Source organism: Neobacillus sp. DHD-1R, assembly GCF_057747995.1.
In genome coordinates this window covers 4,777,842-4,802,367 of sequence record NZ_CM173232.1, presented here as the reverse complement: position 1 = coordinate 4,802,367, position 24,526 = coordinate 4,777,842, and the positions used below count along the sequence as shown (strand labels likewise).

19 protein-coding genes and 1 riboswitch are annotated in these 24,526 nt (G+C 39.8%); of the genes, 13 read left to right on the top strand and 6 right to left on the bottom strand.

The window, feature by feature from the left end; all coding sequences use genetic code 11:
• Nucleotides 1–8: 8 nt before the first annotated feature.
• The 5 genes from AC3ANL_RS23710 (at nucleotide 9) to ebgA (ending at nucleotide 8,440) form a co-directional block, all read left to right on the top strand.
• Nucleotides 9–917 carry a carbohydrate ABC transporter permease gene (locus AC3ANL_RS23710; RefSeq protein ID WP_488329819.1) on the top strand — a complete coding sequence of 303 codons (909 nt, stop codon included), beginning with the start codon at nucleotides 9–11 and terminating at the stop codon, nucleotides 915–917.
• A 36-nt stretch (nucleotides 918–953) separates the two neighbouring features.
• Entirely contained in the window at nucleotides 954–1,784 is an 831-nt protein-coding gene (locus tag AC3ANL_RS23705; RefSeq protein WP_488326767.1) for a carbohydrate ABC transporter permease, read from the top strand.
• A gap of 107 nt (nucleotides 1,785–1,891) precedes the next feature.
• Nucleotides 1,892–3,190 (top strand): MFS transporter, encoded by a 1,299-nt coding sequence (locus AC3ANL_RS23700; protein WP_488326766.1) that lies wholly within the window; start codon nucleotides 1,892–1,894, stop codon nucleotides 3,188–3,190.
• A gap of 13 nt (nucleotides 3,191–3,203) precedes the next feature.
• Complete coding sequence (locus AC3ANL_RS23695; RefSeq protein ID WP_488326765.1) at nucleotides 3,204–4,913, top strand: amylo-alpha-1,6-glucosidase; 1,710 nt, start codon at nucleotides 3,204–3,206, stop codon at nucleotides 4,911–4,913.
• A 470-nt stretch (nucleotides 4,914–5,383) separates the two neighbouring features.
• Nucleotides 5,384–8,440: a beta-galactosidase subunit alpha gene (gene ebgA, locus AC3ANL_RS23690; protein WP_488326764.1), complete on the top strand. Its 3,057-nt coding sequence runs from the start codon at nucleotides 5,384–5,386 to the stop codon at nucleotides 8,438–8,440.
• 64 nt (nucleotides 8,441–8,504) lie between these two features.
• Here ebgA and AC3ANL_RS23685 read toward each other — a convergent pair whose 3' ends face one another.
• A complete protein-coding gene (locus AC3ANL_RS23685) occupies nucleotides 8,505–9,902 on the bottom strand; it encodes a sigma-54 interaction domain-containing protein (RefSeq protein ID WP_488326763.1) in 1,398 nt (465 codons plus the stop codon).
• 277 nt (nucleotides 9,903–10,179) lie between these two features.
• Between AC3ANL_RS23685 and AC3ANL_RS23680 the strand changes: the two genes are divergently transcribed.
• The 6 genes from AC3ANL_RS23680 (at nucleotide 10,180) to AC3ANL_RS23655 (ending at nucleotide 17,257) form a co-directional block, all read left to right on the top strand.
• Nucleotides 10,180–10,959, top strand: coding sequence for an SDR family NAD(P)-dependent oxidoreductase (locus AC3ANL_RS23680; protein ID WP_488326762.1), 780 nt, complete (start codon nucleotides 10,180–10,182; stop codon nucleotides 10,957–10,959).
• A gap of 24 nt (nucleotides 10,960–10,983) precedes the next feature.
• Nucleotides 10,984–12,423, top strand: a complete 1,440-nt coding sequence (gcvPA, locus tag AC3ANL_RS23675) for an aminomethyl-transferring glycine dehydrogenase subunit GcvPA (RefSeq protein WP_488326761.1) — start codon at nucleotides 10,984–10,986, stop codon at nucleotides 12,421–12,423.
• Complete coding sequence (gene gcvPB / locus AC3ANL_RS23670; RefSeq protein WP_488326760.1) at nucleotides 12,410–13,987, top strand: aminomethyl-transferring glycine dehydrogenase subunit GcvPB; 1,578 nt, start codon at nucleotides 12,410–12,412, stop codon at nucleotides 13,985–13,987. Before gcvPA ends, gcvPB begins: the two co-directional genes overlap by 14 nt.
• A 137-nt stretch (nucleotides 13,988–14,124) precedes the next feature.
• Nucleotides 14,125–15,420 carry an ABC transporter substrate-binding protein gene (locus AC3ANL_RS23665; RefSeq protein WP_488326759.1) on the top strand — a complete coding sequence of 432 codons (1,296 nt, stop codon included), beginning with the start codon at nucleotides 14,125–14,127 and terminating at the stop codon, nucleotides 15,418–15,420.
• Between the two features lie 86 nt (nucleotides 15,421–15,506).
• Nucleotides 15,507–16,430, top strand: coding sequence for a carbohydrate ABC transporter permease (locus AC3ANL_RS23660; protein ID WP_488326758.1), 924 nt, complete (start codon nucleotides 15,507–15,509; stop codon nucleotides 16,428–16,430).
• Entirely contained in the window at nucleotides 16,427–17,257 is an 831-nt protein-coding gene (locus AC3ANL_RS23655) for a carbohydrate ABC transporter permease (protein WP_488326757.1), read from the top strand. The genes AC3ANL_RS23660 and AC3ANL_RS23655 overlap by 4 nt, the downstream gene beginning before the upstream one ends.
• A gap of 118 nt (nucleotides 17,258–17,375) precedes the next feature.
• Here the strand turns inward: AC3ANL_RS23655 and AC3ANL_RS23650 are convergent, their stop codons facing one another.
• Entirely contained in the window at nucleotides 17,376–18,596 is a 1,221-nt protein-coding gene (locus AC3ANL_RS23650) for an MFS transporter (protein WP_488326756.1), read from the bottom strand.
• A gap of 194 nt (nucleotides 18,597–18,790) precedes the next feature.
• Between AC3ANL_RS23650 and AC3ANL_RS23645 the strand changes: the two genes are divergently transcribed.
• A complete protein-coding gene (locus AC3ANL_RS23645) occupies nucleotides 18,791–19,162 on the top strand; it encodes a winged helix-turn-helix transcriptional regulator (RefSeq protein ID WP_488326755.1) in 372 nt (123 codons plus the stop codon).
• 93 nt (nucleotides 19,163–19,255) lie between these two features.
• A riboswitch (PreQ1 riboswitch) is annotated at nucleotides 19,256–19,302 on the top strand.
• Between the two features lie 122 nt (nucleotides 19,303–19,424).
• Nucleotides 19,425–19,925 carry a preQ(1) synthase gene (gene queF, locus AC3ANL_RS23640; protein ID WP_098532388.1) on the top strand — a complete coding sequence of 167 codons (501 nt, stop codon included), beginning with the start codon at nucleotides 19,425–19,427 and terminating at the stop codon, nucleotides 19,923–19,925.
• Nucleotides 19,926–19,967: 42 nt separating this feature from the next.
• Here queF and AC3ANL_RS23635 read toward each other — a convergent pair whose 3' ends face one another.
• From AC3ANL_RS23635 to AC3ANL_RS23620, 4 genes are all read right to left on the bottom strand, one after another.
• Entirely contained in the window at nucleotides 19,968–21,914 is a 1,947-nt protein-coding gene (locus AC3ANL_RS23635; protein WP_488326754.1) for an FtsX-like permease family protein, read from the bottom strand.
• Complete coding sequence (locus AC3ANL_RS23630; protein WP_488326753.1) at nucleotides 21,904–22,665, bottom strand: ABC transporter ATP-binding protein; 762 nt, start codon at nucleotides 22,663–22,665, stop codon at nucleotides 21,904–21,906. The genes AC3ANL_RS23635 and AC3ANL_RS23630 overlap by 11 nt, the downstream gene beginning before the upstream one ends.
• Nucleotides 22,666–22,768: 103 nt before the next feature.
• Nucleotides 22,769–23,773, bottom strand: a complete 1,005-nt coding sequence (locus tag AC3ANL_RS23625) for a sensor histidine kinase (RefSeq protein ID WP_488326752.1) — start codon at nucleotides 23,771–23,773, stop codon at nucleotides 22,769–22,771.
• On the bottom strand, nucleotides 23,766–24,461 hold the full coding sequence (locus AC3ANL_RS23620; protein ID WP_488326751.1) for a response regulator: 696 nt from the start codon (nucleotides 24,459–24,461) through the stop codon (nucleotides 23,766–23,768). Before AC3ANL_RS23620 ends, AC3ANL_RS23625 begins: the two co-directional genes overlap by 8 nt.
• Nucleotides 24,462–24,526: the final 65 nt, after the last annotated feature.

Here is a 24,526-nt window from a genome sequence, read left to right as displayed (position 1 = left end):
CACCGTATATGGAAATAAACAAGAAAAGAAAAGTGAAGTGGGACAAGATTGTCCCCCTCCTTTTCATCTCTCCATGGATCATTGGGTTCCTGGCGTTTACGCTGGGGCCCCTAATATATTCGCTTTTTATCAGCTTTTTTGATTGGCCGGTTGTCGGTAAGGCAACTTTCATAGGTTTGGATAACTATAAAACGATGTTTACGGATGATCCATTGTTTTGGAAGTCATTATGGGTGACGGTTAAATTTGCTGCGCTGTTTGTCCCGCTAAATATCATTATTGCCCTAGTTTTAGCGATGTTGTTAAATCAAAATGTCAAAGGACATGGCTTTTTTAGAACCTTTTTTTATCTTCCTTCTGTAATATCTGGTGTTGCCCTAGCGATGATCTGGGCATGGGTGTTTAACGGTGAATACGGTATTCTTAATTACTTTCTTTCCTTAATTGGCATTACGGGTCCTAATTGGCTGAATGATACAAGCTGGGCGTTAGTTGCAATGGTTATTGCGAGCCTATGGGGCCAGGGATCGATGATGTTAATCTTCTTGACCGGTTTAAAAAGTATTTCAAAAGAGCTTTATGAAGCAGCATCCATTGATGGAGCCAATAAAATTACACAGTTTTTCAAAATTACGTTGCCACTGTTAACGCCTACGATTCTATTTAATGTCATTACAACAATTATTGCCGCATTTCAGCAATTGACGCTAGCACTGTTGTTAACCGGTGGAGGACCGCTTAACTCAACATACTTTTACGCCATGTATCTCTACGAAAATGCCTTTAAATATTTTAAAATGGGCTATTCCTCCGCAAATGCCTGGTTTATGTTTTTGATAGTTTTAAGTTTAACCATGCTAGTATTTAAATCCTCGTCGGCCTGGGTGTACTACGAAGGAGAAGTGAAGAAAAAATAGGTTTGCAGCCAATCTATCGATACGAGGAGTTTTAGGATGAAAACAAAAAACAGGGTCGAAAAAACCTTTATATATGGAATCTTAATCTTTTTCTCACTGTTATTTTTAGCGCCGTTATTCTGGATGCTGACAACATCGTTGAAATCACCAGAAGAGCTCTATTTGTTCCCGCCAAAGTGGATTCCCTCAAGTTTTCATTTTGAGAATTTTAAGGAAGCCTGGCTTTCCCAGCCGTTTACGCAATTTTTAATCAACTCACTTACGGTGACCATCATGGCAACCATTGGCCAAATCGTATCCTCTGCACTGGTCGCCTATGGATTTGCACGGTTCACGTTTAAGGGCAGGGATTTTTTATTTATGGTCCTGTTGGCTACGATGATGATTCCATGGGAAGTCACGATGATCCCGTTATATATGGAATTTAATGTCCTTGGGTGGATCAATACGCTGAAGCCGCTCATTGTCCCGGCATGGTTCGGAGCTCCTTTTTATATTTTCCTGATGAGGCAATTTATTATGGGGATACCAAAAGAACTTGACGAAGCAGCAAGAATGGATGGGGCCAATACATTCCAAATTTTTTATAAAATCTATCTGCCGCTGATGAAGCCTGTGTTAATTCTTGTCGCCGTGTTCAGTGTGCTGAACTGCTGGAATGATTACCTTGGTCCGCTCGTCTTTTTGAATGACCAGAGTAAATACACATTGACACTTGGCCTTGCCCAGTTCAAAGGGATGTTCGGGGTTGATATGGAGGGAATCATGGCGATTACGTTCCTTATCAGTTTGCCGCCGCTTATTCTCTTCTTCGCAGCTCAGCGTTACATCGTTGAAGATGTTTCTACTACCGGCATTAAGGGGTAAGAAGTTCATCTGTTTTAATCAGAAGGGGCCAGTCCCTTCTGATTAAACAGACAGTTTAGTAGTTGGGGAGCTCCCTTAATTTTTAATAAAGGAAGGGTTGAACACCTATGATCCAGTCATTACGATTTCTATCTTTACCTTCTGGTGTAAAACGTTTTTTGGCTACTGAATCATTATACGGTCTAAGCATTGGTATGTTTACCTTAATCTTGAATCTTCATTTTATTGACAGGGGGATTACTGAAAAAGAAATTGGTGTCATCACATCGATGGGGATTTTGGTAATGGGTATTTTCGCCATACCTGTAAGTATCTTGGCTAAAAGGACCGGACGGAAAAAGCTGCTGGTTTTAGGAATTATGAGTATTGCCATTGGATGCAGCATTTTTGCTTTTGCAGAAGGCTTTGCGTTCTTTTTTTTCGCTCAATTGGTTGTATCGATTGGCCTAACGCTTGTGGAAACGACAGAAATACAGCTGTTGTTCCATTATAGCCGTTCAAAAAGAGAAGAAACCCAAGCCTACAGCTTTTTATTCGCGGTATTTACTGCATTTACAGGGGCGGGGACATTATTAGGCGGCTTTTTGCCAAAGTGGATTGAGCTTTCTGGGAGAGGCTACCATAACACCTTAATTGCCACCTCGATCTTGTTTTTACTATTAGCCTGTGCACGGGGAACCTTACTTCCGGCTGAGGAGCGGGTGACACCTGTTCGGCAAAAGGAGACAAAACACCAGGCTAAATCATTACCTGAACAAAAGAAGATTTCCAATCCTAGAGGGAAGGTTTCCCATGAACTGAAGCAAAAGTTACTGTTTTTTGCTGTATTTGCCCTCATTACAGGTGGAGCGGTATCTTGTTTGCAGCCTTATTTAAATTTATTTGTTAAGTTTCGCTTAGATTTTTCCAATGAGGCAGTGTCAATCCTCTTAGCTCTTAATGGGGTTGCTTTGTTTATTGGCTCCGTTTTTTCACCGGCATTGATCGACCGCTTTGGAACGAAAAAAACATTTTTTTACATTTACATGATCAATATGGTTCTCTGTTTTATTTTATTTTTGAATCTCCCAGCCATTTTCTTTTCGAGCCTTTTACTTATTAGAGGCGGAGTGTTTACGATGCTGACAAACCTGGTCGACAGCTTATCCATGTCTTCGTTTAAAGATGAAGAACGCGATCTATATGCTGGAGTAAGGGCAGTATTCAGGAGCATTGGTTCTGCATTAGCGGCTTTCATGATTGGTACAATCTTAGCTGGTAAGAACTATACGTTGCCTTTTTTACTGGCAGGTTTGTTCCTCCTCCTTGGATATACGTTTTTCGTCTATGTTATAAGGCCAAAATTTTTCGAAACGGACCAGGAATATCCTTCTAGCCGACAAGATAAAATTTCAAATGAATGTTGAAAGAGGTGACCGTATGTTTGATATCAAAAAAATACCGTTCAGCCGTTATGGTTCGTTTATTACGATCTCACCGAATCATCAAGAGGGCAGTGATGGACCGCTGTATATTCGGAATATCCGGAACGGAGACAATGATTTCGGAGCAGTGTTCAAAATTGATCTTATTGGGAGGAATGGAAAATCCCAATCATATCATGCTGTATTATTTCCAAGCATGCTTCGACTTGAAGCAGATGAAGGGTGTGCGGAATTTTGTATAACAGAGTCTAGAATTCTCCAAATAAGAAGTCAAGGGGTTGGGGTAAGACTGACGGGGGTTATTGGAGCATATGATTATGCAGTCCAAATGGAGGAAAATCGTTGGGAAGTCAATCATTCACTTCAGGAAATGCGCTATATGCTTACAACTTTAAAAGGTCACATCCAAATGGATGCGCCATTTAATGAACAGCGGTGCGAGAAAATCATAGCGGATTTTCTGCCGGATCCCCAGGATTTAGAAATGGAATGTGTGCTTGAGGAGTTTACGGTTGTCTACCAAACTCAAACCTACACATCTTTTTCTGAAGGACAACAGCAGGTTAAGAAAGAGTATGTGACCTGGCATGAGAATACACTTGAGACACCTCATGAGTATTACAGCGGAAGAGAGCTTGCTTCCTATATAACTTGGTCGTGTATGGTTCCTCCGGAAGGAAGACTAACCAGGCCAGCCATGTATATGTCGAAGAACTGGATGACAAACATTTGGAGCTGGGATCATTGTTTTAACGCGTTGGCGCTTGCTAAAAAATCCCCGGAACTAGCATGGGATCAGTTTATGATCTTTTTCGATGCGCAGGATGAGTCTGGCATGCTTCCGGATTTCCTCAATAATAGGTTCATGTTGTGGAACTTCACGAAACCGCCCATCCATGGCTGGACGCTTAGACGTATGTGGGAGCAAAACGACTTTGTGGATGCAGCTAAACTGCAGGAGGTTTATCTGCCGCTTGTAAAATGGACAAAGTGGTGGCTTACATTTCAGGACAGCGATCGTGACGGAATTCCGCAATATAATCACGGAAATGACAGCGGGTGGGATAATAGCACCATTTTTCACAAAGGTACACCGATTGAAAGCCCGGATCTTTCCTCATTTTTAGTATTACAAATGGAAGTGTTGTCGGAAATAGCCTCAAAGCTTGGAAGAGTTGAGGAGGCCGAAAAATGGAAGCAGGAATCTCAAGCCTTATTAAATCGAATGCTTGATCATTTTTGGAATGGACAGAGATTTGTGGCCAAACGCTCAGGCACCCATGAAATGATCGAATCAGATAGTTTGGTATTATATGTCCCTCTCATTCTAGGAAAAAGATTGCCTAAAGAGATTTTAGAGAAGTTGATTGCGGATATTAAGGATAAGGGTTTTTTAACAGAGTACGGCTTGGCAACAGAGCTCCCAGACAGCCCGTTTTATCGGAAGGATGGTTATTGGCGGGGACCAATTTGGGCACCGACGACCATGCTGCTAACAGATGGTTTGCTTGAATCAGAGGAACAGGAATTAGCCCTGTCTGTTGCGAGGAAATTTTGTTCAATGGCCTCAACATCAGGAATGGCAGAAAATTATGATGCGCTGACGGGGGAAGGATTACGTGATCCAGCATTTACTTGGACATCGAGTGTATTCCTACTCTTAGGACAGCTTCTTATGGAAAACGATCGTGACCACCAGCTATAAATAGTTTAAGACGGCTTATTGAGGACAGTTTGAGGGAGTGAAATAGTAGTTTTGTCTTTAACGCCGGTTTATTGAGGACAGTTTGAGAGATTAGAAAGGTAGTTTTGTCTTTAAGGCGGCGTATGGAGGACAGATTGAGGGATTAGAGTAGTAGTTTTGTCTTTAATGCTAGCTTATTGAGGACAGTTAAGGGATTAAAAAAGTAGATTTGTCTTTAAGGCGGCGTATTGAGGACAGTTTGAAGGATTAGAAAGGTAGTTTTGTCCTTAAGCCAGCTTATTGAGGACAGTTTGAGGGATTGGAATAGTAGTTTTGTCTTTAACGCCAGCTTATTGAAGACAGTTAGAGGGATTAGAAAGGTAGTTTTGTCTTTAAGCCGGTTTATTGAGGACATTTTAAGAGATTAAAAAGGTAGTTTTGTCTTTGTTACCGCTGTTTAACCAAAATTCAACTGATTGCGAGGGTGAATCATGAAAAAATGGAAAAGATGGGAAGACATCCATACAGATGGGATTAATCGCTTGAGTGCACGCACTCATTATTTCAGTTATCCTTCACGTGAAGCGGCAGAAACAGGTGTGGCACCCAATACGCACTATTATCAAAACCTTAATGGAACATGGAAATTTGTCTTTCTCGAAGCACCAGAATATTGGCCGGATGTCTTTTATCAAGACGGTTTAAATACAGCTAGTTGGGATGATATTACTGTTCCCGGCAACTGGCAGCTCCAAGGTTATGGGAAGATGCACTATTCCGATCTATGGTATAACTTTCCGCTTATCCCGCCGCGTGTCCCAACGGAAAACCCAACAGGGATTTATCGCCGGGAATTCGAGTTACATCGAAACCTTGACGAAGAACAGTTAATCCTTCGTTTCAATGGCGTCGATTCTGCTTATGAAGTGTATATAAACGGAGAATTTGCCGGCTATAGCAAAGGTGCACGGATTCAAGCGGAATTTGATATTACGAATTTATGCCGTCAAGGAATGAACAACTTAACTGTTCGAGTGTTTCAATGGTCGGACGGCACCTATTTAGAGGACCAAGATATGTGGTGGCTGAGTGGGATTTTTCGTGATGTGGAGCTATATACAAGACCAATAGCCGGGCTTTATGACTACACGGTAAAAACGGAACTCACAAATGACAATCAGGATTCAGTACTCTCGGTGTCAGTTAAGCTGACAGAACAGCGCGGTCAAACGATTGTTTATGAATTAAAGGATCCATCGGGAAATCAAGTTTTTATCGAGGAAAAAGCGGCAAATTTACCTTTTACCAAAGATATGACAGCCCCATTGAAGTGGAGTGCGGAAGACCCTTCTTTGTATCATCTTTCTATGACAGTAAAAGAGGATAATCGGATTATTGAAGTGATTCACCAACATGTTGGATTCCGTTCCATTGTTCTATCAGGTGATACCTTCCTGGTTAATGGAGTGGCGATTAAATTGAAGGGTGTAAACCGCCATGATTATAACCCTAAGACTGGACGAGTGGTAACGAAAGAGGAAATTGAGCGGGATATTAAGACCATGAAGCAAAACAATATCAACGCTATTCGAACAGCCCATTATCCAAATTCGTCTGTTTTATATGATCTTTGTGACCGATATGGAATGTATGTGATTGATGAAACAGATTTAGAATGTCATGGATTTGAATTGACCGGAAAATATGATTGGATCAGCAATGACCCAGAGTGGGAAATGGCCTATGTATCACGACTTGAGCGGATGATTGCGCGTGACAAAAACCATCCATGTATTATCATGTGGTCACTTGGAAACGAATCATCTTTTGGTCACAATTTCCGTGCTATGGCAAAGCGTGCCAAGGAAATGGATCCGACTCGACTTGTTCATTATGAGGGTGATTTTGAGGCAGAAGTAACAGATGTTTACAGCACGATGTATACATGGCTGGAACCACATGGGGACAGGCTGACGATGGATCAAGTGATTGAAAAATCAACTAAACCGCATATTCTCTGCGAGTATGCGCATGCCATGGGAAATGGTCCCGGAAATCTAAAAGAATATCAAGATTTATTTTATCAATATGATAAGCTGCAAGGCGGATTCATATGGGAGTGGTTTGATCACGGAATTGAAACCGTTGCAGAGGATGGCACGGTTTACTATAGGTACGGCGGCGATTTTGGTGATGACCCTACGAATGGAAACTTCTGTATTGATGGGTTAATCATGCCTGATGGTACGCCTTCGCCAAGTTTATTTGAATACAAGAAAGTGATTGAGCCCGTTCAAACCGAATGTATGGATGCAGAAAAGGGCATATTCCGACTCATTAATCGTTATGACTTTCTATCATTAGATCATTTGGAATTAACTTGTTCTCTCTATGAAGACAATCAATTAATAGAGACATTCCCTGTGGATCTTCCTAGGTTGGCTGGACGTGAGATGGCCGAAATTCAGGTGCCGATTAGACAAGATTTTGAAAAAGTCAGTGGCGCAAACTATTATTTCACCTTTTCTTACAAACTTAACCACGCTACCCAATGGGCTGCAAAAGGTCATGAATTAGCAAATGCTTCGTTTGTGCTCCCTGGAAAAGGAAAGTTGACCAAAAAACATCCAAGCGGAGACCTTAACGTAACAAAAGAGGGAGCTTTACTAACTGTTTCAGGTGCTGATTTCACAGTGAACTTTGACTGTGTAAAAGGGACATTAAAACAAGTATCCCGCAATGGGAAAACGCAGATTGAGAAGGGGCCGAAGTTCAATTTCTGGCGCGCACCCATCGACAATGATATGTACTTACTCTCCGATTACCGAACTAAATATTTCATGCATTTAGGCCATGAGATCGTTGAAGATGTTCAGTTTGGTTTGAAGGACGGAGTGTTTGAATGGCGTACCGAGGCAGTATATGGGACAACGAATAGCTCTTGGTACTATCAACTGCAATATCAGTACCGCATCTATCCAGATGGTGACATTATTTGTACTGTGGATGGCATTGCTTCAGGTCTAAAAGAAAATGCGCCGGTTATGGTACCGCGTTTAGGTCTACAGCTCCAATTAAGCCCTGATTTTAATCACATCGAGTGGCGTGGCAGAGGCCCAGGAGAAAGTTATATTGACTCTAAACAAGCAAATCATTTAGGGGTTTACAGAAAAACCGTGGATGAATTGTTTACGAACTATGTGAAACCGCAGGAAAATGGCAATCGTTCCGATTGTGATTGGGTCAGCTTTACTGATCATGAAAATAATGGTCTCATATTTATTGCAAAGGATACGTTCAATTTTAGCGCTTCCCATTATGAAATCAGCGACATGGAACAGGCAAAGCATACAGTTGATTTGCAGCCAAAAGAGTATGTCGTCTTAAATCTGGACTACAAACAAAATGGTCTCGGGAGCAATTCCTGTGGACAAAATCAACTAGAAAAATACCGTTGTGCATTTGAGGATTTTTCGCTCACTTTCCGGATTTCGTCCTTCAACACCGAGAATACAAAAGCTGTAGAACTGGGACGCGAACAGTACTAATAAAAGATAGACCGTAAGAAAAAAGCGAGGATCACTTATGTGTAATCTTCGCTTTTTTTCCTATTTATGTCCGAATTTGGAGTTTTTCAATCTTTCGATATAATGTGCGAAGGCTTATACCTAGGTCGTTTGCCGCCATTTGTTTTCCGGTATGGCTATATCCATAATCTTGCAGTTTCCGAATAATGACCTCTCTTTCGGCCTCAATCAGTGCGGGTTCGTGTTCATCAGTTGACTTTTGCATGCTATGTTTTTTCAAGAGATTTGGGGGGAGAGAGTTCTTACTTAAAGTGGTTCCAGTTTCTATATTCATACTATATTCAATGACATTTTCAAGCTCACGTAAATTTCCTGGCCAGTGGCAGGAAGATAATATCTTCAAATATTCTTTCGTACAGGAATGAATGTATTTGCCTGTCCGATCCTGTAACTTTTCCATAAAGTGTCCGACTAATAATTCTAAGTCTTCCATCCTTTCCCTTAATGGTGGAATTGTAAGGGGAATGACGTTTAATCGATAAAATAAATCAGCTCGAAATAACTTTTCATTCATTAATTCATCTAAAGGCTGATTCGTAGCCGCGATCAGACGGACATTGATCTTTTTTGAAGTGGTGCCACCCAGCCGCTGGATGATTCCATCCTGCAATACTTTTAATAATTTTGGCTGCAAACTAATGGGTAAATCAGCAATTTCATCTAAAAATAGTGTTCCATTATCGGCTAGCTCGAAGTAGCCTGGTTTTCCTTTTCTTCGGGCATTTGTAAAAGCGCCTTCTTCATAGCCAAATAATTCACTTTCAAATAAACTCTCTGGAATCGTAGCACAATTTAATTCGATAAAGGGTCCCTTTCTTACAAGACTGTGCTGATGGATATATTGAGCTAACAAACTTTTTCCAGTACCCGTTTCGCCTGTAATTAACACAGAGGAGGTGCTATTTCTAATGCCTTTAATCAGTTTATCAATTTGCATAAAGGACTGGCTATTTCCAAATATGTAGTTTGTGCTTAAGGGTACATTATGTTCAGATACCTTGAAATCATCAATATCTCGTAAAATCGAAATAATAATTTCCCGCAAACGCGAGAGCCATTCAACATAAAACTCTTTGTTTTCGATAAGGATTTTCTCGTTTTCTTGAGAGAAGCTGACAAAGGATAAGTAGCCATATTTTTTACCGTTAATAATCATGTCTTGAATAAGCTCAGCTTTAGAAGGACAGTTATTGATAAAATGACAGCCTTCACACGTCTTCATTTTTCCAGGCTGGTGTAGAAGCGTAATATGGTGCCCAAACAATGAGTTGAAAAATGGAACATAAACCTTCCTTCCTTTACGGCGTACATATTCTTCAGTTGCCGCAATTAGCTTGCCGTCTGGATTAAAATAAGCAATATCAACATGGAGGAGCCTTGAAAAAGCTTGGATAACCTTTGAAATCGAATTGAGTAGCAGCAAACAAATCATCCCTCCAATTATTTGACTAGGTTACTTCAATTCTATTTTTATAATTTTGAATAGTCAATCGAATTAGTGAAAGCGTTGTCAATAATGACATTTTTTATGACATTTTTGACACAATTCTCAACCATTAGAAATAGATAAGTCTATTTTGACTGTTTTTAAACAAATCTTAAAATTGGCACAGTAATTGCAAGTAATAGATTGTAAGTTAACAAAGGAGGAAAAGAGTAATTTTTTTAAGACTACGAGATAGGAAAGGTTGGTGTTTAGAATGAATTATGAAGAATTACTAGGAATAAAAAATAAAGTGGTTGCGATTACTGGCGCTGCTTCTGGTATTGGTTTAGCAACGGCTGAATTGTTTGCGGAAACAGGGGCCAATGTAGCCATGATAGATATTAACGAAGACCGAGGAATCAGTGTAGCGAACGAGATGAAGGACAAAGGCTGGAAAGTAGGATTTTTCAAATGTGATGTCACTTCCGCGATGGAGTGTGAAGGAACAGCCAAGCAAATAGAAGTGGAATTTGGAAGAATCGATGTGTTGTTTAATAATGCAGGAGTGATTAGGAGAAAAAGTGTCGTCGACCATACGGAAGAGGATTGGGATTTAGTCCTTAATGTTTCGTTAAAAGGTGCTTTTTTATTATCAAAATACGTCATCCCCATTATGGAAAAAAACGGAGGCGGCAGCATTGTCAATACAGGCTCCGGCTGGGGTTTAAAAGGGGGAGATGTCGCAGCTTCCTATTGTGCCGCGAAAGCAGGGGTTGTCAACTTAACAAAAGCAATGGCAATCGATCACGGAAAACAAAATATACGTGTCAATTGCCTATGTCCTGGTGACACAGATACACCATTATTACGAGATGAAGCCAAGCAATTGAAACATGATGAAGCATCGTTTCTTGCCTCTTCAGCTGTAGGCCGGCCATTGGAGAGAATTGGTACACCTCATGATATTGCAAAAGGAGTGTTGTTTCTAGCAAGTGACATGGCGTCTTGGGTGACAGGGACAGTGTTAACAGTAGACGGCGGCGGTTTAGCCTAAAACGAGTTTGGAGGAGTAAAAGTGATGAAAAAACAAAATAAAACAGCCCATCCGTACATTCCGAATACAGCTCCAGAAATACAGGAGGAAATGTTAAGAGAGATTGGTGCTAAAACAATTGATGAGTTATTCGATGGAATTCCGGAAGAATTACAGTATAAGCAGGAAATGAATATTCCCAAGGCATTATCCGAATATGAGCTTAGAAGATATATCGAAGAAATTTTAAATAAAAATGTTAATACGAAAGAATATTTAAATTTTCTAGGTGCAGGTTGTTGGAATCATTATGTTCCTGCCGTGTGCGATGAAGTGAATCAGCGGGCGGAATTTTTAACGGCATATGCAGGAGACCCATATGAAGATCATGGCAGATATCAAGCGTTATTTGAGTATCAAAGTTTGATGGCAGAATTAGTAGATATGGATGTAGTCAATGTCCCAACCTTTGATTGGGCGCAGGCTGCAGCAACTTCCATCCGGATGGCAAGTAGGATTACAGGACGAAATAAAGTACTACTGCCGAAAACGATTGCCCCTGATCGTTTGAAAATAATTAAGAATTATTGCTCGCCGCATATTGAATGCGTACTTGTTGACTATGAAGAGGACTCTGGACAAATCAATTTGACCGATTTTGCAAATAAGCTATCGTCGGATACTGCTGCTGTTTACTTTGAAAATCCTTCTTATTTGGGCTTTTTAGAAACTCAAGGCCAATTGATTAGTAAACTGGCAAAAAGCTATGAGGCAATCACGATTGTTGGTGTTGATCCGAGTTCTTTAGGTGTACTTGCTCCTCCCAGCCATTATGGAGCCGATATCGTTTGTGGAGATCTGCAGCCACTTGGCATGCATATGAATTATGGCGGCGGGCAGTCAGGATTTATTGCTACTCATGATGATTTGACCTTTATACAAGAGTATCCTTCCCGCTTATTTGGAATTGCCCCTACCGTTGTCAAGGGAGAGTATGGTTTTGGCGATGTATTATACGATCGAACATCTTTTGCTTTACGAGAAAAAGGCAAAGAATCCGTCGGGACCCAAACAGCTTTATGGGGGATTACAGCGGGCGTATATCTTTCCTTGCTAGGTCCAAATGGGATGTATGAACTTGGAAAGTCTATTATGCAAAAATCACAATATGCGCTGGAACAGCTTGGGAACATTCCTAATCTAGTGGCCTCTCGATTTGAGTCAACGAATTTTAAAGAATTTGTAGTGGACTTCTCCCATACAGGCAAAACCGTCAAAGAAGTGAATCAATATCTATTAGACAAGGGGATTTTTGGGGGGAAAGATTTATCTGACGAGTTCCCAGAATTAGGTCAATGTTCACTATTTTGCATAACGGAAATTCATTCAAAAGAAGATATTGATCGGTTAGTCCGTACAATCCAAGACTGTCTAGGTTCAATCGGAATTAGTGAAGAAAGGAATGGTGTACATGGAAAAAATTAATAGGGAAGACAAGGTTAGAAGTTATCACCAGGCAAAATGGGATGAGCCTATTATTTTTGAACTCCATAAAAGCGGTGAACGAGGAATTACCCTTCCCCCTGTGGAAGAAGAGATAACAAATAATGTAGGAGATGGAGTTTCGGCCATTCCATTTGAACTGGTTAGAAAAAGGACTCCTAATTTACCTGAAATCGCTCAAAACAGGGTATTACGCCATTATTTACGATTGTCACAAGAAACCTTAGGGGCCGCATTCAACGTGGAAATTGGGCAAGGGACATGTACGATGAAATACTCCCCTAAAATTAATGAAGCATTTGCCTCCTCACCGAAAATGACTGAGCTTCATCCTTTGCAAGATGCAAGTACAGTCCAAGGAATGCTTGAAGTCATGCATAAATTGGATTTATGCATGAGAGAAATTTCAGGTATGGATTACTTTACCTTCCAGCCTGGGAGCGGAACGCAATCATTATTTACGATGGCATCTATTGTTCGCGCCTATCATGAAGCGAATGGTGAAGGTGAACAGAGAAACGAAATCATTACAACGATCTTTTCCCATCCATCACAAGCGGCAACTGCGGCAGTAAAAGGATACAAAATTATCACGTTATATCCCGATCAAGATGGATTTCCGGATATTGAAAAGCTAAAAGCTGCCGTTTCCGAAAGGACTGCTGGCTTCGTCGTGGCAAATCCTGAAGATACAGGAATTTATAATCCACGAATAAAAGAATTTACTAAAATTGTCCATGACGCTGGCGGCATTTGTTATTATGACCAAGCGAATGCCAATGGTTTACTAGGCATCACCCGGGCAAAAGAGGCAGGCTTTGATATGTGCTTCTTTAACCTTCATAAAACCTTCTCCACACCGCATGCATGCGGCGGACCGGCAACTGGAGCGTTGGGTGTCGTCGAAAGGTTAAAGGAATTTATGCCTGGACCACTAGTGGAAAAGCAAGGTGAGAAATACAGTTTGAATGAAAGTTTGAGACATAGTATTGGCAAAGTACGTTCATTTCAGGGGGTTCCTCAAACCGTACTGCGTGCCTACGCGTGGATCAGGGCCCTGGGAGCAGAAGGTCTTAAGGACGTAGCAAAAGTGGCTGTGTTAAATAACAATTATTTATACCACAAGATAGTAAACATTCAGGGTGCGGATGCTCCGTATATTAAAGGCAAAAGACTGGAGCAGGTTCGCTATAGCTGGGAGCAATTAACGAAAGATACAGGGGTAACGACAGAAGATATTTCCCGCCGTATGGCTGACTTTGCCCATCACTATTGGTCCAGCCACCATCCATTTATTGTCCCTGAGCCGTTTACGCTTGAACCGACAGAATCCCTTTCAAAGGCTGATTTAGATGAATACATTGCGTCGCTATCACATATTGCAAATGAGGCATACACAAATCCGGAGAAGGTAAAAACAGCCCCGCATAATAGCTCGATTCATCGTGTGGATGAACAAGATTATTTTGAAAATCCGGAGAAATGGTGCATTACATGGCGTTCCTATATAAAAAAAGCAACTAAATCAGAAACCATCAATTCATAATTTAGACTATCCGTGTTGGCCATTTATTGTTTTAGAGCAAAACACAATTCTCCCAATTAACAGCAGGCCTATAAAATCTCTAAATCATACGTTAGCGCCGATACGTGAAATAAATGATCAAAACTGGGGGATTAATCATGAAAAGGTATATGTCTTTAATGCTAGCGATACTCCTATTATTACTAGCGGCCTGCTCAAATAAAACAGATGGAGATCAAGTGAAAACGGGGGATGCAAAGCATCCATCTGGGACCATCACTGTTTGGGGCTGGGATATCGCCGCGGCAACGATGAAAGAATCGGTAGCTAAGTTTCAGAAACAATATCCAGATGTAAAAGTGAAAGTGGAGGATTTCAATAGCGGAGACCTTTATGAAAAATTAACTGTCGGTTTAGCGGCACGAGGATCAGGCTTACCAGATGTAATTCTAATGGAAGATGAACGGATTCCGGGATATGTTCATCAATTTCCGACAGGATTTTTATCCTTAAACAAGCTTGGCTATGATCAATACAAAGATTCTTTTAACCCAGCCAAGGTTGCGGCTGTACAGAATAAGGATGGAGAATTCATTGCTGCTCCATGGGATATTGGTCCGGCAGGGGTATTTTATCGGGTAGACTTTTTTGAAAAAGCGAAGGTTGATCCTAACGCAATCAAAACCTGGGATGACTACATTGCTGCGGGGAAAAAGATAAAAGCAGCGACCGGTGCCCAGCTATTACCAATTGATATTCCGAACTATGATGGTGTCTTTCAAATGATGATGCAGCAGCAAGGACTATCATATTTTGATAAAGAAGGAAAAATTGCTTTACAATCCAAAGAAGCGATTCGGGCGATGGATGTCATCAAACAGCTGCATGATGAGGATTTAATTTTAAACAATAAGGGTTGGGATGGGATTGTTACTGCTACCGTAAATGGCAGTGTAGCCACCGTTCCTTATGGTGTTTGGTATACAGGAACAATCATGGATCAGGCGCCAGATTTAAAGGGGAAATGGGATGTTTTTTATCTGCCGAGCTTTGAAGAGGGCGGCACCAGATATGCCAACGTAGGGGGCTCATCGTTACTGATTCCTTCAACGAGCAAAAATCAGTCTGCAGCCTATGCGTTTGTTGAATTTTTTACAACAGATGAAGAGTCTCAGCTGCTAGGTTTTGAAAAATATGGATTATTTCCATCTTTGAAGAAAACCTATAGTGCCCCACAATTTACAGCGAATAGTGAGTATTTCAACAATAGTCCAATTTTCAAAAAGTTTGCGGATATTGTTGATCAAGTTCCACAAATAAATTTAAACGAAAACTATGCAAAAGCCAGCTCCCTTATGAGTAATACACAAGCAGCGATTTTACTTGAAAATAAAGCCGTTGACTCTGCCTTAAAAGATGCCCAAAAACAATTAGAAAATGAAATAAAAAAATAGTTAAAAGGGAAGGGAGGGGGACGTTCCTCCTCTCTGCCTCTTTGATTGAGTAAATCATTCATTCTTAGTAGTAAGGGGGCATCTTGATGGCACATATAGAAAAGGTCGCAAAAACCACTCCAAAAATCCGAGCTAAAACGAGAGCAAGTTTTTTAACTCCTAAAAATGCTCCATACTTTTTTCTTGGTCCGGCTTTTTTATTAATCTTAATTTTTACGGTTTATCCAGTTCTCTCTTCTTTAATCCTAAGTTTTCAAGAAGTTCGCGGCGTTGAAAAATCTTTTGTGGGATGGGCAAACTATTCTCGATTATTTCATGATCCCATATTCTATAAATCTCTTTTAAATACTTTTCAAATATTGATTATCCAAGTGCCTATCATGTTGTTTCTTGCCTTATTGGCGGCAGTAGGGCTCCATTCTTCGATGTTAAAAGGTAAGGCACTTTTTCGAATCTCGTATTTTATGCCTGCCATTACAGCCCTTGTTGCCGCTTCGATTGTATTTATGATTCTATTGGATGAGCACTTTGGGTTAGTAAACTATCTTTTGTCATTTCTTGGTGTGAAACCTATTCAATGGTTGACAACGCCATTATGGGCGAAAGTCTCAGTCGTGATTGTCATGACATGGAGATGGACCGGATATAATATGGTGATTTTTTTGGCAGGATTACAAAATATCCCATCTGAATTATATGAAGCAGCCAGCATCGACGGAGCAGGTAAGGTAAAACAATTTTTTATGATTACGATTCCGCAGTTAAAACCTGTGTTTATTTTTACAGTGGTCATGTCAACAATCGGGACGCTGCAACTTTTTGATGAGCCGTTTATTTTAACGCAAGGTGGTCCGAATAATGCTACGATGACAATTACACTCTATTTATATGAAACAGGTTTTAAGTTTTTTGACTTCGGCTATGCATCGGCTATTGCTTATGTACTTGTTCTGATAACGGCCATAATTTCTTGGGTTCAGATGAAATTGGTAGGTGATCTCGAAGAATGATACGTTCAAACAAACTTCAAACGAAAATCATCATCTATATTTTGTTAATAGTGGGTGCTATTTTATCGATTGGTCCATTCTATTGGATGATTGTCGGCTCGACGCTCCAATCGGGGGATATCTTTCATCTTCCGCCAAAGTTAATTCCAGGTGATTTTTTAACGAAGAACTTTCAATCACTGAATGAATCATTGGGGATCGCTAAAATCTTTTGGAATTCATTATTTATTGCTCTTGTTTATACAGCTGTTAGCACACTTATTAGTGCGATGGCGGGTTATGCATTTGCAAAATTTAAATTCAAAGGAAAGAAAATCTTCTTTTTCGTTATTTTATGTTCCTTAATGATTCCGTACCAAGTTACCTTGATTCCTTTGTTTGAATTAATGGTTTCATTTAATTGGTTAAATACGTATCAGGCAATCATCTTGCCCTCGTTGGCATCGCCGTTTGCTATTTATTTAATGAGGCAGAATATGCAGGCAGTTCCTAATTCAATTATTGAAGCATCCCGTGTTGATGGGGCAGGAGAAATAAGAATATTCTTTACGATCATTTTTCCAGTGGTACGGCCTGCACTAGCTGCGGTGTCGATATTTTTATTTATGTCCCAGTGGAATAGTTTAATCTGGCCGCTGATCACGTTAAATTCAAAAGAAATGTTTACTCTGCCTGTAGCATTATCTAGTTTAATTGGCATGGCGAGAATTGATTATGGACAACTAATGCTAGGAACCACCTTATCTACCATCCCGATTATGATCTTCTTCCTCCTGCTGCAAAAACATTTCATTTCAGGAATATTAGGTGGATCCGTAAAAGAATAATCCATGGTGTCAGGCACCATTAAATAGGTAAACAAGTTGGCAGGGTTTCAAAAGGTAATCCTTTTGAAACCCTGTATTGTAGTTAGAAGTCAAAAATTATTTTATTAGATGATTAAAATCAGCAACTTACACTTTTTCCACAAGTCGTCGTGATCACTTCTTGGTCTTTCCGTTCAAGCCTCCTGCTCCAGCCTGTAAGGGCCACCGCACCAAGAACCATTAATGCCCCAATCCAAGAGGTATGAATCAGTCCGATTGAATCGGTAATAACTCCTCCTAAAAAGGAACCAATCGCGATTCCAGCATTAAATGCAGCGATATTGATGGCAGACGCTACATCTACTGCAGTCGGAACGAATCGCTCGGCTAACATAACGACATACACTTGAAGTCCTGGAACATTCATAAAAGCCAGCAGTCCCATGAAGAAAATAGTGATGAGGCCTACTATTTTAAAAGGAGCGGTAAACATCAACACAAATAGAACAACTGCCTGAGCGATGAACATATAAAATAATGCCTTAATTGGATTGTGATTAGATAATTTACCACCAACCATGTTCCCAATAGCAATTGCGATACCGTAAACGAGCAGGATCACGGCAACGGTTCCTTCCTTAAATCCCGTTATATCCTGCAGGATCGGGGATAAATAGGTAAAGACAACGAATGTTCCACCGTAACCTAACGCCGTTATCATAAATACCAGCAATAAACGTCCATTTGTGACTAATTTGAACTGATCGCGGAATGTTGTCCGAGTGCCTTTTCGTAAATCAGATGGAACAAGGATGCTGTTTGCAATAAAAGCAATCACCCCAACGGCAAAAATGATAATAAAGGCCATTCTCCAGCCGAATTGCTGCCCCATAAACGTTCCAAATGGCACGCCAGTAACGGTCGCAACTGTAAGCCCTGAAAACATAATCGATATCGCGCTAGCTCTTTTGTTTTCCGGAACTAAATCAGCAGCAATCGTTGAACCGATTGACATAAAGACACCATGTGAAAAGGCAGAAATAACACGAGCCGCGAGTAACACACCCATGCTTGTAGCACTTGCTGCAAGGCCATTTCCAATGATAAAAATAACCATAATCCAAAGTAATAAAGTTTTTCGTGACATTCTCGACGTGAGTGATGTGAGAATAGGTGCCCCAAAGGTAACTCCTAACGCATATAAGGAAACAGTTAAGCCAGCGGTTGTAACGGATATGTGTAAGTCCTTCGAAATGAGCGGTAATAAACCTACACTAATAAATTCTGTGGTGCCTATGGCGAATGCACTTACAGCTAATGCCAGTAGTGCGAATGTACTTCGTTTTTTATCTAAAGTCATTTGTTTTTCTCCTCCTAAAAAATAATTAACTTGCTTAAGGCAAACGATATAAAAATGTTTAAGTGAAATTTCAACCGGCAAATGTTATTATGGGATATACAGGAGTGGATGAGAAGTACGCACTTTAAAGTGATATAGATACTTTGAAGTGACATAGATACTTTTTAGTGCCTATAAATTAGGAGGATTTTAAATTGAAGAAAAAGAAATACAATATATCGGTTGAAGCTACATTAGAGGTAATCGGAGGAAAATGGAAATGTGTTATACTATGCCATTTAACACATGGTAAGAAACGGACTAGTGAGTTAAAACGTTTGATGCCGGATATAACTCAGAAAATGTTAACCCAGCAATTACGGGAATTAGAGGATGATGGTGTGATTAACAGAATTGTATATAATCAAGTTCCGCCAAAAGTAGAGTATGAGCTTAGTGAATACGGCTGGAGTTTACAAAGCATTTTAGATTCCCTTTGTGCTTGGGGAGAAAAGCATATCACCAAAGTTTACGGTGATAAATTTTCTGTCTTAGAAGAGAATGTATTAAATGAACATCTCAAATAAAATATAAGCAGCAAGGGAATTTTTCAATAACATTGTGTTTGACGTATCCCAATCAGTTCTTTATTATATAGAGATGAGAATACCCGTACTTGATCGGGAGAGGTTCATAGCTGATACCCTCTATAAAAAACTATGGATACATGACTTTCTGCCATGTCCATATCGGACGTGGCTTTTTTGTTTTTTATCCTTACGTTTGCATAGAATGTTCAGAAGAAACTCTCTTAAAAAGTGTGGGACACATTTTATAGGGGGTTTTTTTATGTCTGGCCGCAGCCACGAAGAAGGATTAAAGGATTTAACTCTATTAGGTAACCAAGGTACAACCTATTCATTTGAATATGCACCAGAGGTATTGGAGGCAGTCGACAATCTCCATCCGGAACGTGATTATTTCGTGAAATTCAATTGTCCGGAGTTTACGAGTTTGTGCCCGCTGACTCGTCAGCCTGATTTTGCCACTATGTATATTTCGTATGTTCCAGATAAAAAGATTGTCGAAAGCAAGTCTTTGAAATTATATCTGTTTAGCTTTAGAAATCATGGCGACTTCCATGAGGATTGTGTCAATATCATCATGAACGACCTAATTAAATTGCTTGATCCACGCTATATTGAGGTGTGGGGGAAATTCACGCCACGTGGCGGCATTTCCATTGACCCATGGTGCAACTATGGAAAACCAGGTACCAAATACGAAGAAATGGCCAATTACCGATTAATGAACCATGACCTTTATCCAGAAAAGGTAGATAATCGTTAAGTGTTAAAAGAAGCAGCCGCGTGATAACGGCTGCTTCTTTTCTTATAGTGCTTCCTTAATCACTTTCTTGTAATAAAGAACGGAGAGGATGCCGAAAATGGAGTACAATCCGGTATAAAGGACCATGACAAGAATCATCGGTGTCCACACTTCGGTTCCGAATAGAAACCAGCCTGATTGAACGGCGAAATAACTGTGGAACAATCCAACCACTAAAGGGATACCAAAGTTAAAAAGCTGTTTGGCTTGAATTCCCTTTAACAAGTCACCTTGGGTAAAACCAAGCTTTCGTAAAATGGTATAACTTGGCTTTTCCTCTTCACTCTCTCCCATTTGCTTAAAATAAAGAATACAGCCCGATGTGATCAGAAAGGTTAGCCCTAGAAAGCCAACGATAAACATAATCAGACCCATGATTTTTTTCTGCTCGTTACTAATATCCAGCCGAGAAGTATTTTCTACCTTTCCAGTGAACTTCATTTCCTTAAAAAGGTCATTAGCTTGATCCAAATTGGCCTCATCTTTCAAAGTTATCCCGATATAGAGAGAGGTTTCCTTTTGAATCGCTGGATTTACATCCTTCTTTAAGCGGTTGAAGACAGTTTCGTCAACAATGGCAGTAGGTTGACTGCCATTTGTAAAATAACCTGAAATGATGAAATCCTTCTTTAAACCTAAGAAGCTAAGTGGTATCGTTTCATTTTGACCTTTTAACTCAATTTCACCAGCTCCTTTTAAACTCATAAATTTCTGCAGTAAATTATTATAACCAGTAAAAACGGTTTCCTCTGAAGCTACATCAATGTTGTTAACAGCCTCGTCGCTAACCATAGGCAGGGTCATTGCTTTTGGGTCCACCATTAATTCATCTAGATTTGCCTCGAAAATTTCATTGAGATTAGCTTGTACCTGAATAACCTCGATCTTTTTTTCACTGAAGGAAATGTTGTTCTCGGTTAGTGCCTTTTTAAATTTCACTGCATCATCTGTATTGGTTATCGAAAAATCAGCTGCTACCTGATTTTCAGCCATCTTTTCTGCTGAATAATAGGAAATGTAGCTTAAGGACAATAAACCAATCGCCAGTGCAGATACAGTAGTAATCACGGTTAATAACAAGGCATTCGATTTCATCCGAAACATGATCGACGATAGCGATAAGACCTGGTTAATATTTAAATAACCATCCTTCTTTTTCCGAATGACATTAAAGATAAAACTGACAGATCCTTTATAAAAAAGGTAGGTTCCGATAATGACTGACCCGAGAATATAAATCATTGCAGCAAACAGTTCCATCATCGAGGTAAAAGCGCCATCAAATAATTTCGATGAAATATAGTAGCCAGAAATGATTAAAATCAAACCAATAATCCCGATGATGATTTCTAAAATGGACAATTTTTTGACTCTCTCTTCTGTAGAGGATACGACTCTAAATAAAGAAAGAATACTTTGCCTTTTGATAAATATAAAATTCATCAGCATAATCAAAAAGTAGATGATACTAAAAACAATAAGAGTTTGAATCAAGGCCGTTGCTGAAAAATGAAGGCCAGCAATCGCATCAACCCCTGTAATTTTAAAAAGAATCATAATAATTAATCGGGAAACGGAAAACCCGATAAAAATCCCGACAACTAAAGAACCGAAGTAAAGAATAAAATTCTCTGCACTAAGGATGTTAAAGATTCGGCCTTTGGTCATCCCGATTAATTGAAATAAACCAATTTCTTTGCTCCGTCGTTTAATGAAGATGTTATTGGCATACAGCAAAAAGATCGAGACGATTGCGACAAGTAAAACGGATGCAGCCCGGATGGATGCTGCTCCTTTCATGGTATCCTTTGTATCATTCATTGCTGGGTCATATTGCAGCGTAACGAAGGCGAAATAAAGAGCCACGCTAAACATCAGCGCAAATACATAAAGATAGTAATTTTTTAAATTCTTTTTCAAGTTACGAAAAATAAGCTGGTTAACGCTCATAGGGTACACCACCCAATACACCTTGAGTTTTCATGATGTCTTTAAAAAAGGCCTGTCGTGATTGGTCACCTTTATTTAACTGGGTGTAAATTTGTCCGTCTTTTATAAAAACCACTCTGCTGCTAAAGCTGGCTGCCACTGGATCATGCGTAACCATCACAATGGTAGCTTTTCGATGTTGATTTAATTCGCTTAATTTGTTTAACAAATCCGAAGCGGATTTTGAATCGAGCGCACCAGTCGGCTCGTCAGCAAAAATGATACTTGGTTCATGAATAAACGCTCTTGCCGCAGAAGTACGCTGTTTCTGCCCGCCGGAAATTTCATTTGGATACTTATCTTTTATTTCATAAATTCCTAGCTCATCCGCCACAGCTTTAAATTTTTCATCAGCCTCTTTTTTTGACACCTTTATAATGGATAATGGTAAGAGAATATTTTCTTTGACTGTTAACGTGTCCAGCAGGTTATAATCCTGAAAAATAAACCCAAGATGCTGCTTGCGGAATTCAGCGAGCTGCTTTTCTTTCATGGCGGTCATTTCTTTTCCTTCAATCATGATGGTCCCGCCGCTTACTTTATCAATGGAAGAAAGAACATTGAGCAGGGTCGTTTTCCCGGAACCAGATGCTCCCATGATACTCACGAATTCCCCTTTCTCCACGTTAATGTCGATCCCTTTTAATACTTCTTGTTTATTCAGCTTATTGCCAAAACTTTTATGAATTTTATGGGCTGCTAATATACTCATTACAAAATACCCTCCTTATTTCTCGATAATTTGATTATAAAAGCCATTGGCAGTCTTTTCCTTCGATTCGTCTAACAAATAGCAAAGGCATGTGACATTGTTGTCACATGCCTGCAATATGACCAAATTCATTTCTTTTTGGAAAGGTTAACGTAAACGTGGTGCCCAACCCAAGTTCTGACCGCACCTCAATATGAATCAACAGGGATTTTGCAATTTTTTTAGTTAAATATAACCCCATGCCTGTTGCTGCATTGTCATGATGGACTGAAGTCGAGGTAAACCCTTTTTCAAATATCCGTGGTAAATCCCTAGCATCAATCCCCCGGCCAAAATCCTGCACAATCAGTTTAGTACGGTCATCTTGTTGAAAGCATTTAATTAGAATGTCCGATTCCTCACTGTATTTCACGGCATTTGTTAACAGCTGCCTAATAATAAAGGCCAGCCACTTGGCATCCGTTAAAACGGCAGCCACTTCTAAATTAACCTCAAAGCCAATCCCTTTTTGCATACACCAGGATTGTAACGTTTTAATCTCTTTAAAAAGTAAGGTCTTTAATTCAATTTCTTCTATAAATAAATCATTCTCCATAAAGGGGATCCGCTTTTGGTGAAGCTGTGTATCAAGGAGCAGGTGGATTCGTAACCATTCATGAGCTAGTTGTGACTTCATGGCTTCGTCCTCTAACCGGTCAATCATTAAATGCATCGCTGTTAGTGGGGTTTTGACTTCGTGAATCCATGATAAAAGGTCATCTTTTTCCTGCTCCACATCTACCCAATTTTTCGATACGGTTTGTTTCAGTAACTCTGTTTGATTCACAAGGCTAGTCTTAATAATTTTTTCAAATGGGCCTTCTGCTTCCACAATCGAGGTTAAATCAAGATTGTTTTCCCATTCAGCTAAACTAGCGTAGAATTTTGTCTCTTTATGATAGCGAATCATGAAAAAAATAATAAAGATTATTGTTGATAAAAAAACAATGTAGAGGAGGGGCATGAAGGGAATTGCCGAATCTATATAGGCGATGAAAAGGATCAGCACCTGCAAAAATAAGAAAAGAAAAATCCAGCTGCATCTTTCTCTAAAGTAAGTTTTAATCATAATCGTTTGCCTCTTCGATCGCGATGTAACCTTGTCCAACCTTCGTTTCGATATAGCGTCCTAAACCAAGCTCGTCCAGCTTCTTTCGTAAACGATTGACATTGACCGTTAAGGTGTTATCACTGACAAAACGCTCATCATCCCATAAACTCTTGATTAACTCATCACGGCTGACAATCTTATTTTTTTGCTCAATTAACTTTTTGAGGATAAACGTTTCATTCTTCGTCAGTTCAACGACGCCCGACGCATGACTGACCATGTTTTTCTCATAATCTACGGTTGCACCACACCAGGTTTTAAGCTGGATTTGCTCAGTATTATAATTATAAACACGGCGCAGAATCGCCTGGATTTTCGCAATCAGCACATCAAAATGAAATGGTTTTTGAATAAAATCATCTGCGCCCAGCTGCATCGACATCACCATATCGGTAGGATGATCTCGGGAGGACAGAAATAGAATGGGAACATTTGAATGAGAACGGATCATCCGGCACCAATGAAAGCCATCAAATTTAGGCAATTGGATATCAATTAGGACTAAATCTGGTTTTACTGCCGTAAATTCCTTCATGACATGGCTAAAATCAGTAATCCCATAAACATCATAAGACCACCCGGTTAACCGTTCTTTTATTTCATTAAATAGAGATACATCATCTTCAATTAATAACAGTTTAAACAATTAACTCACCGCACTTTTCTTGAAAATCCTACACTAATTGTATAATATGTCCTATTTGTATGTAT

What these genes read in the sequence shown, in the direction of transcription:
- ebgA (WP_488326764.1), top strand. Translation starts at nt 5,384, where the DNA reads ATGAAAAAATGGAAAAGATGGGAAGACATCCATACAGATGGGATTAAT.
- AC3ANL_RS23695 (WP_488326765.1), top strand. Translation starts at nt 3,204, where the DNA reads ATGTTTGATATCAAAAAAATACCGTTCAGCCGTTATGGTTCGTTTATT.
- AC3ANL_RS23700 (WP_488326766.1), top strand. Translation starts at nt 1,892, where the DNA reads ATGATCCAGTCATTACGATTTCTATCTTTACCTTCTGGTGTAAAACGT.
- gcvPA (WP_488326761.1), top strand. Translation starts at nt 10,984, where the DNA reads ATGAAAAAACAAAATAAAACAGCCCATCCGTACATTCCGAATACAGCT.
- AC3ANL_RS23630 (WP_488326753.1), bottom strand. Translation starts at nt 22,665, where the DNA reads ATGAGTATATTAGCAGCCCATAAAATTCATAAAAGTTTTGGCAATAAG.
- AC3ANL_RS23655 (WP_488326757.1), top strand. Translation starts at nt 16,427, where the DNA reads ATGATACGTTCAAACAAACTTCAAACGAAAATCATCATCTATATTTTG.
- AC3ANL_RS23660 (WP_488326758.1), top strand. Translation starts at nt 15,507, where the DNA reads ATGGCACATATAGAAAAGGTCGCAAAAACCACTCCAAAAATCCGAGCT.
- AC3ANL_RS23705 (WP_488326767.1), top strand. Translation starts at nt 954, where the DNA reads ATGAAAACAAAAAACAGGGTCGAAAAAACCTTTATATATGGAATCTTA.
- AC3ANL_RS23680 (WP_488326762.1), top strand. Translation starts at nt 10,180, where the DNA reads ATGAATTATGAAGAATTACTAGGAATAAAAAATAAAGTGGTTGCGATT.
- AC3ANL_RS23635 (WP_488326754.1), bottom strand. Translation starts at nt 21,914, where the DNA reads ATGAGCGTTAACCAGCTTATTTTTCGTAACTTGAAAAAGAATTTAAAA.
- AC3ANL_RS23710 (WP_488329819.1), top strand. Translation starts at nt 9, where the DNA reads ATGGAAATAAACAAGAAAAGAAAAGTGAAGTGGGACAAGATTGTCCCC.
- AC3ANL_RS23650 (WP_488326756.1), bottom strand. Translation starts at nt 18,596, where the DNA reads ATGACTTTAGATAAAAAACGAAGTACATTCGCACTACTGGCATTAGCT.
- AC3ANL_RS23625 (WP_488326752.1), bottom strand. Translation starts at nt 23,773, where the DNA reads ATGATTAAAACTTACTTTAGAGAAAGATGCAGCTGGATTTTTCTTTTC.
- queF (WP_098532388.1), top strand. Translation starts at nt 19,425, where the DNA reads ATGTCTGGCCGCAGCCACGAAGAAGGATTAAAGGATTTAACTCTATTA.
- AC3ANL_RS23665 (WP_488326759.1), top strand. Translation starts at nt 14,125, where the DNA reads ATGAAAAGGTATATGTCTTTAATGCTAGCGATACTCCTATTATTACTA.
- gcvPB (WP_488326760.1), top strand. Translation starts at nt 12,410, where the DNA reads ATGGAAAAAATTAATAGGGAAGACAAGGTTAGAAGTTATCACCAGGCA.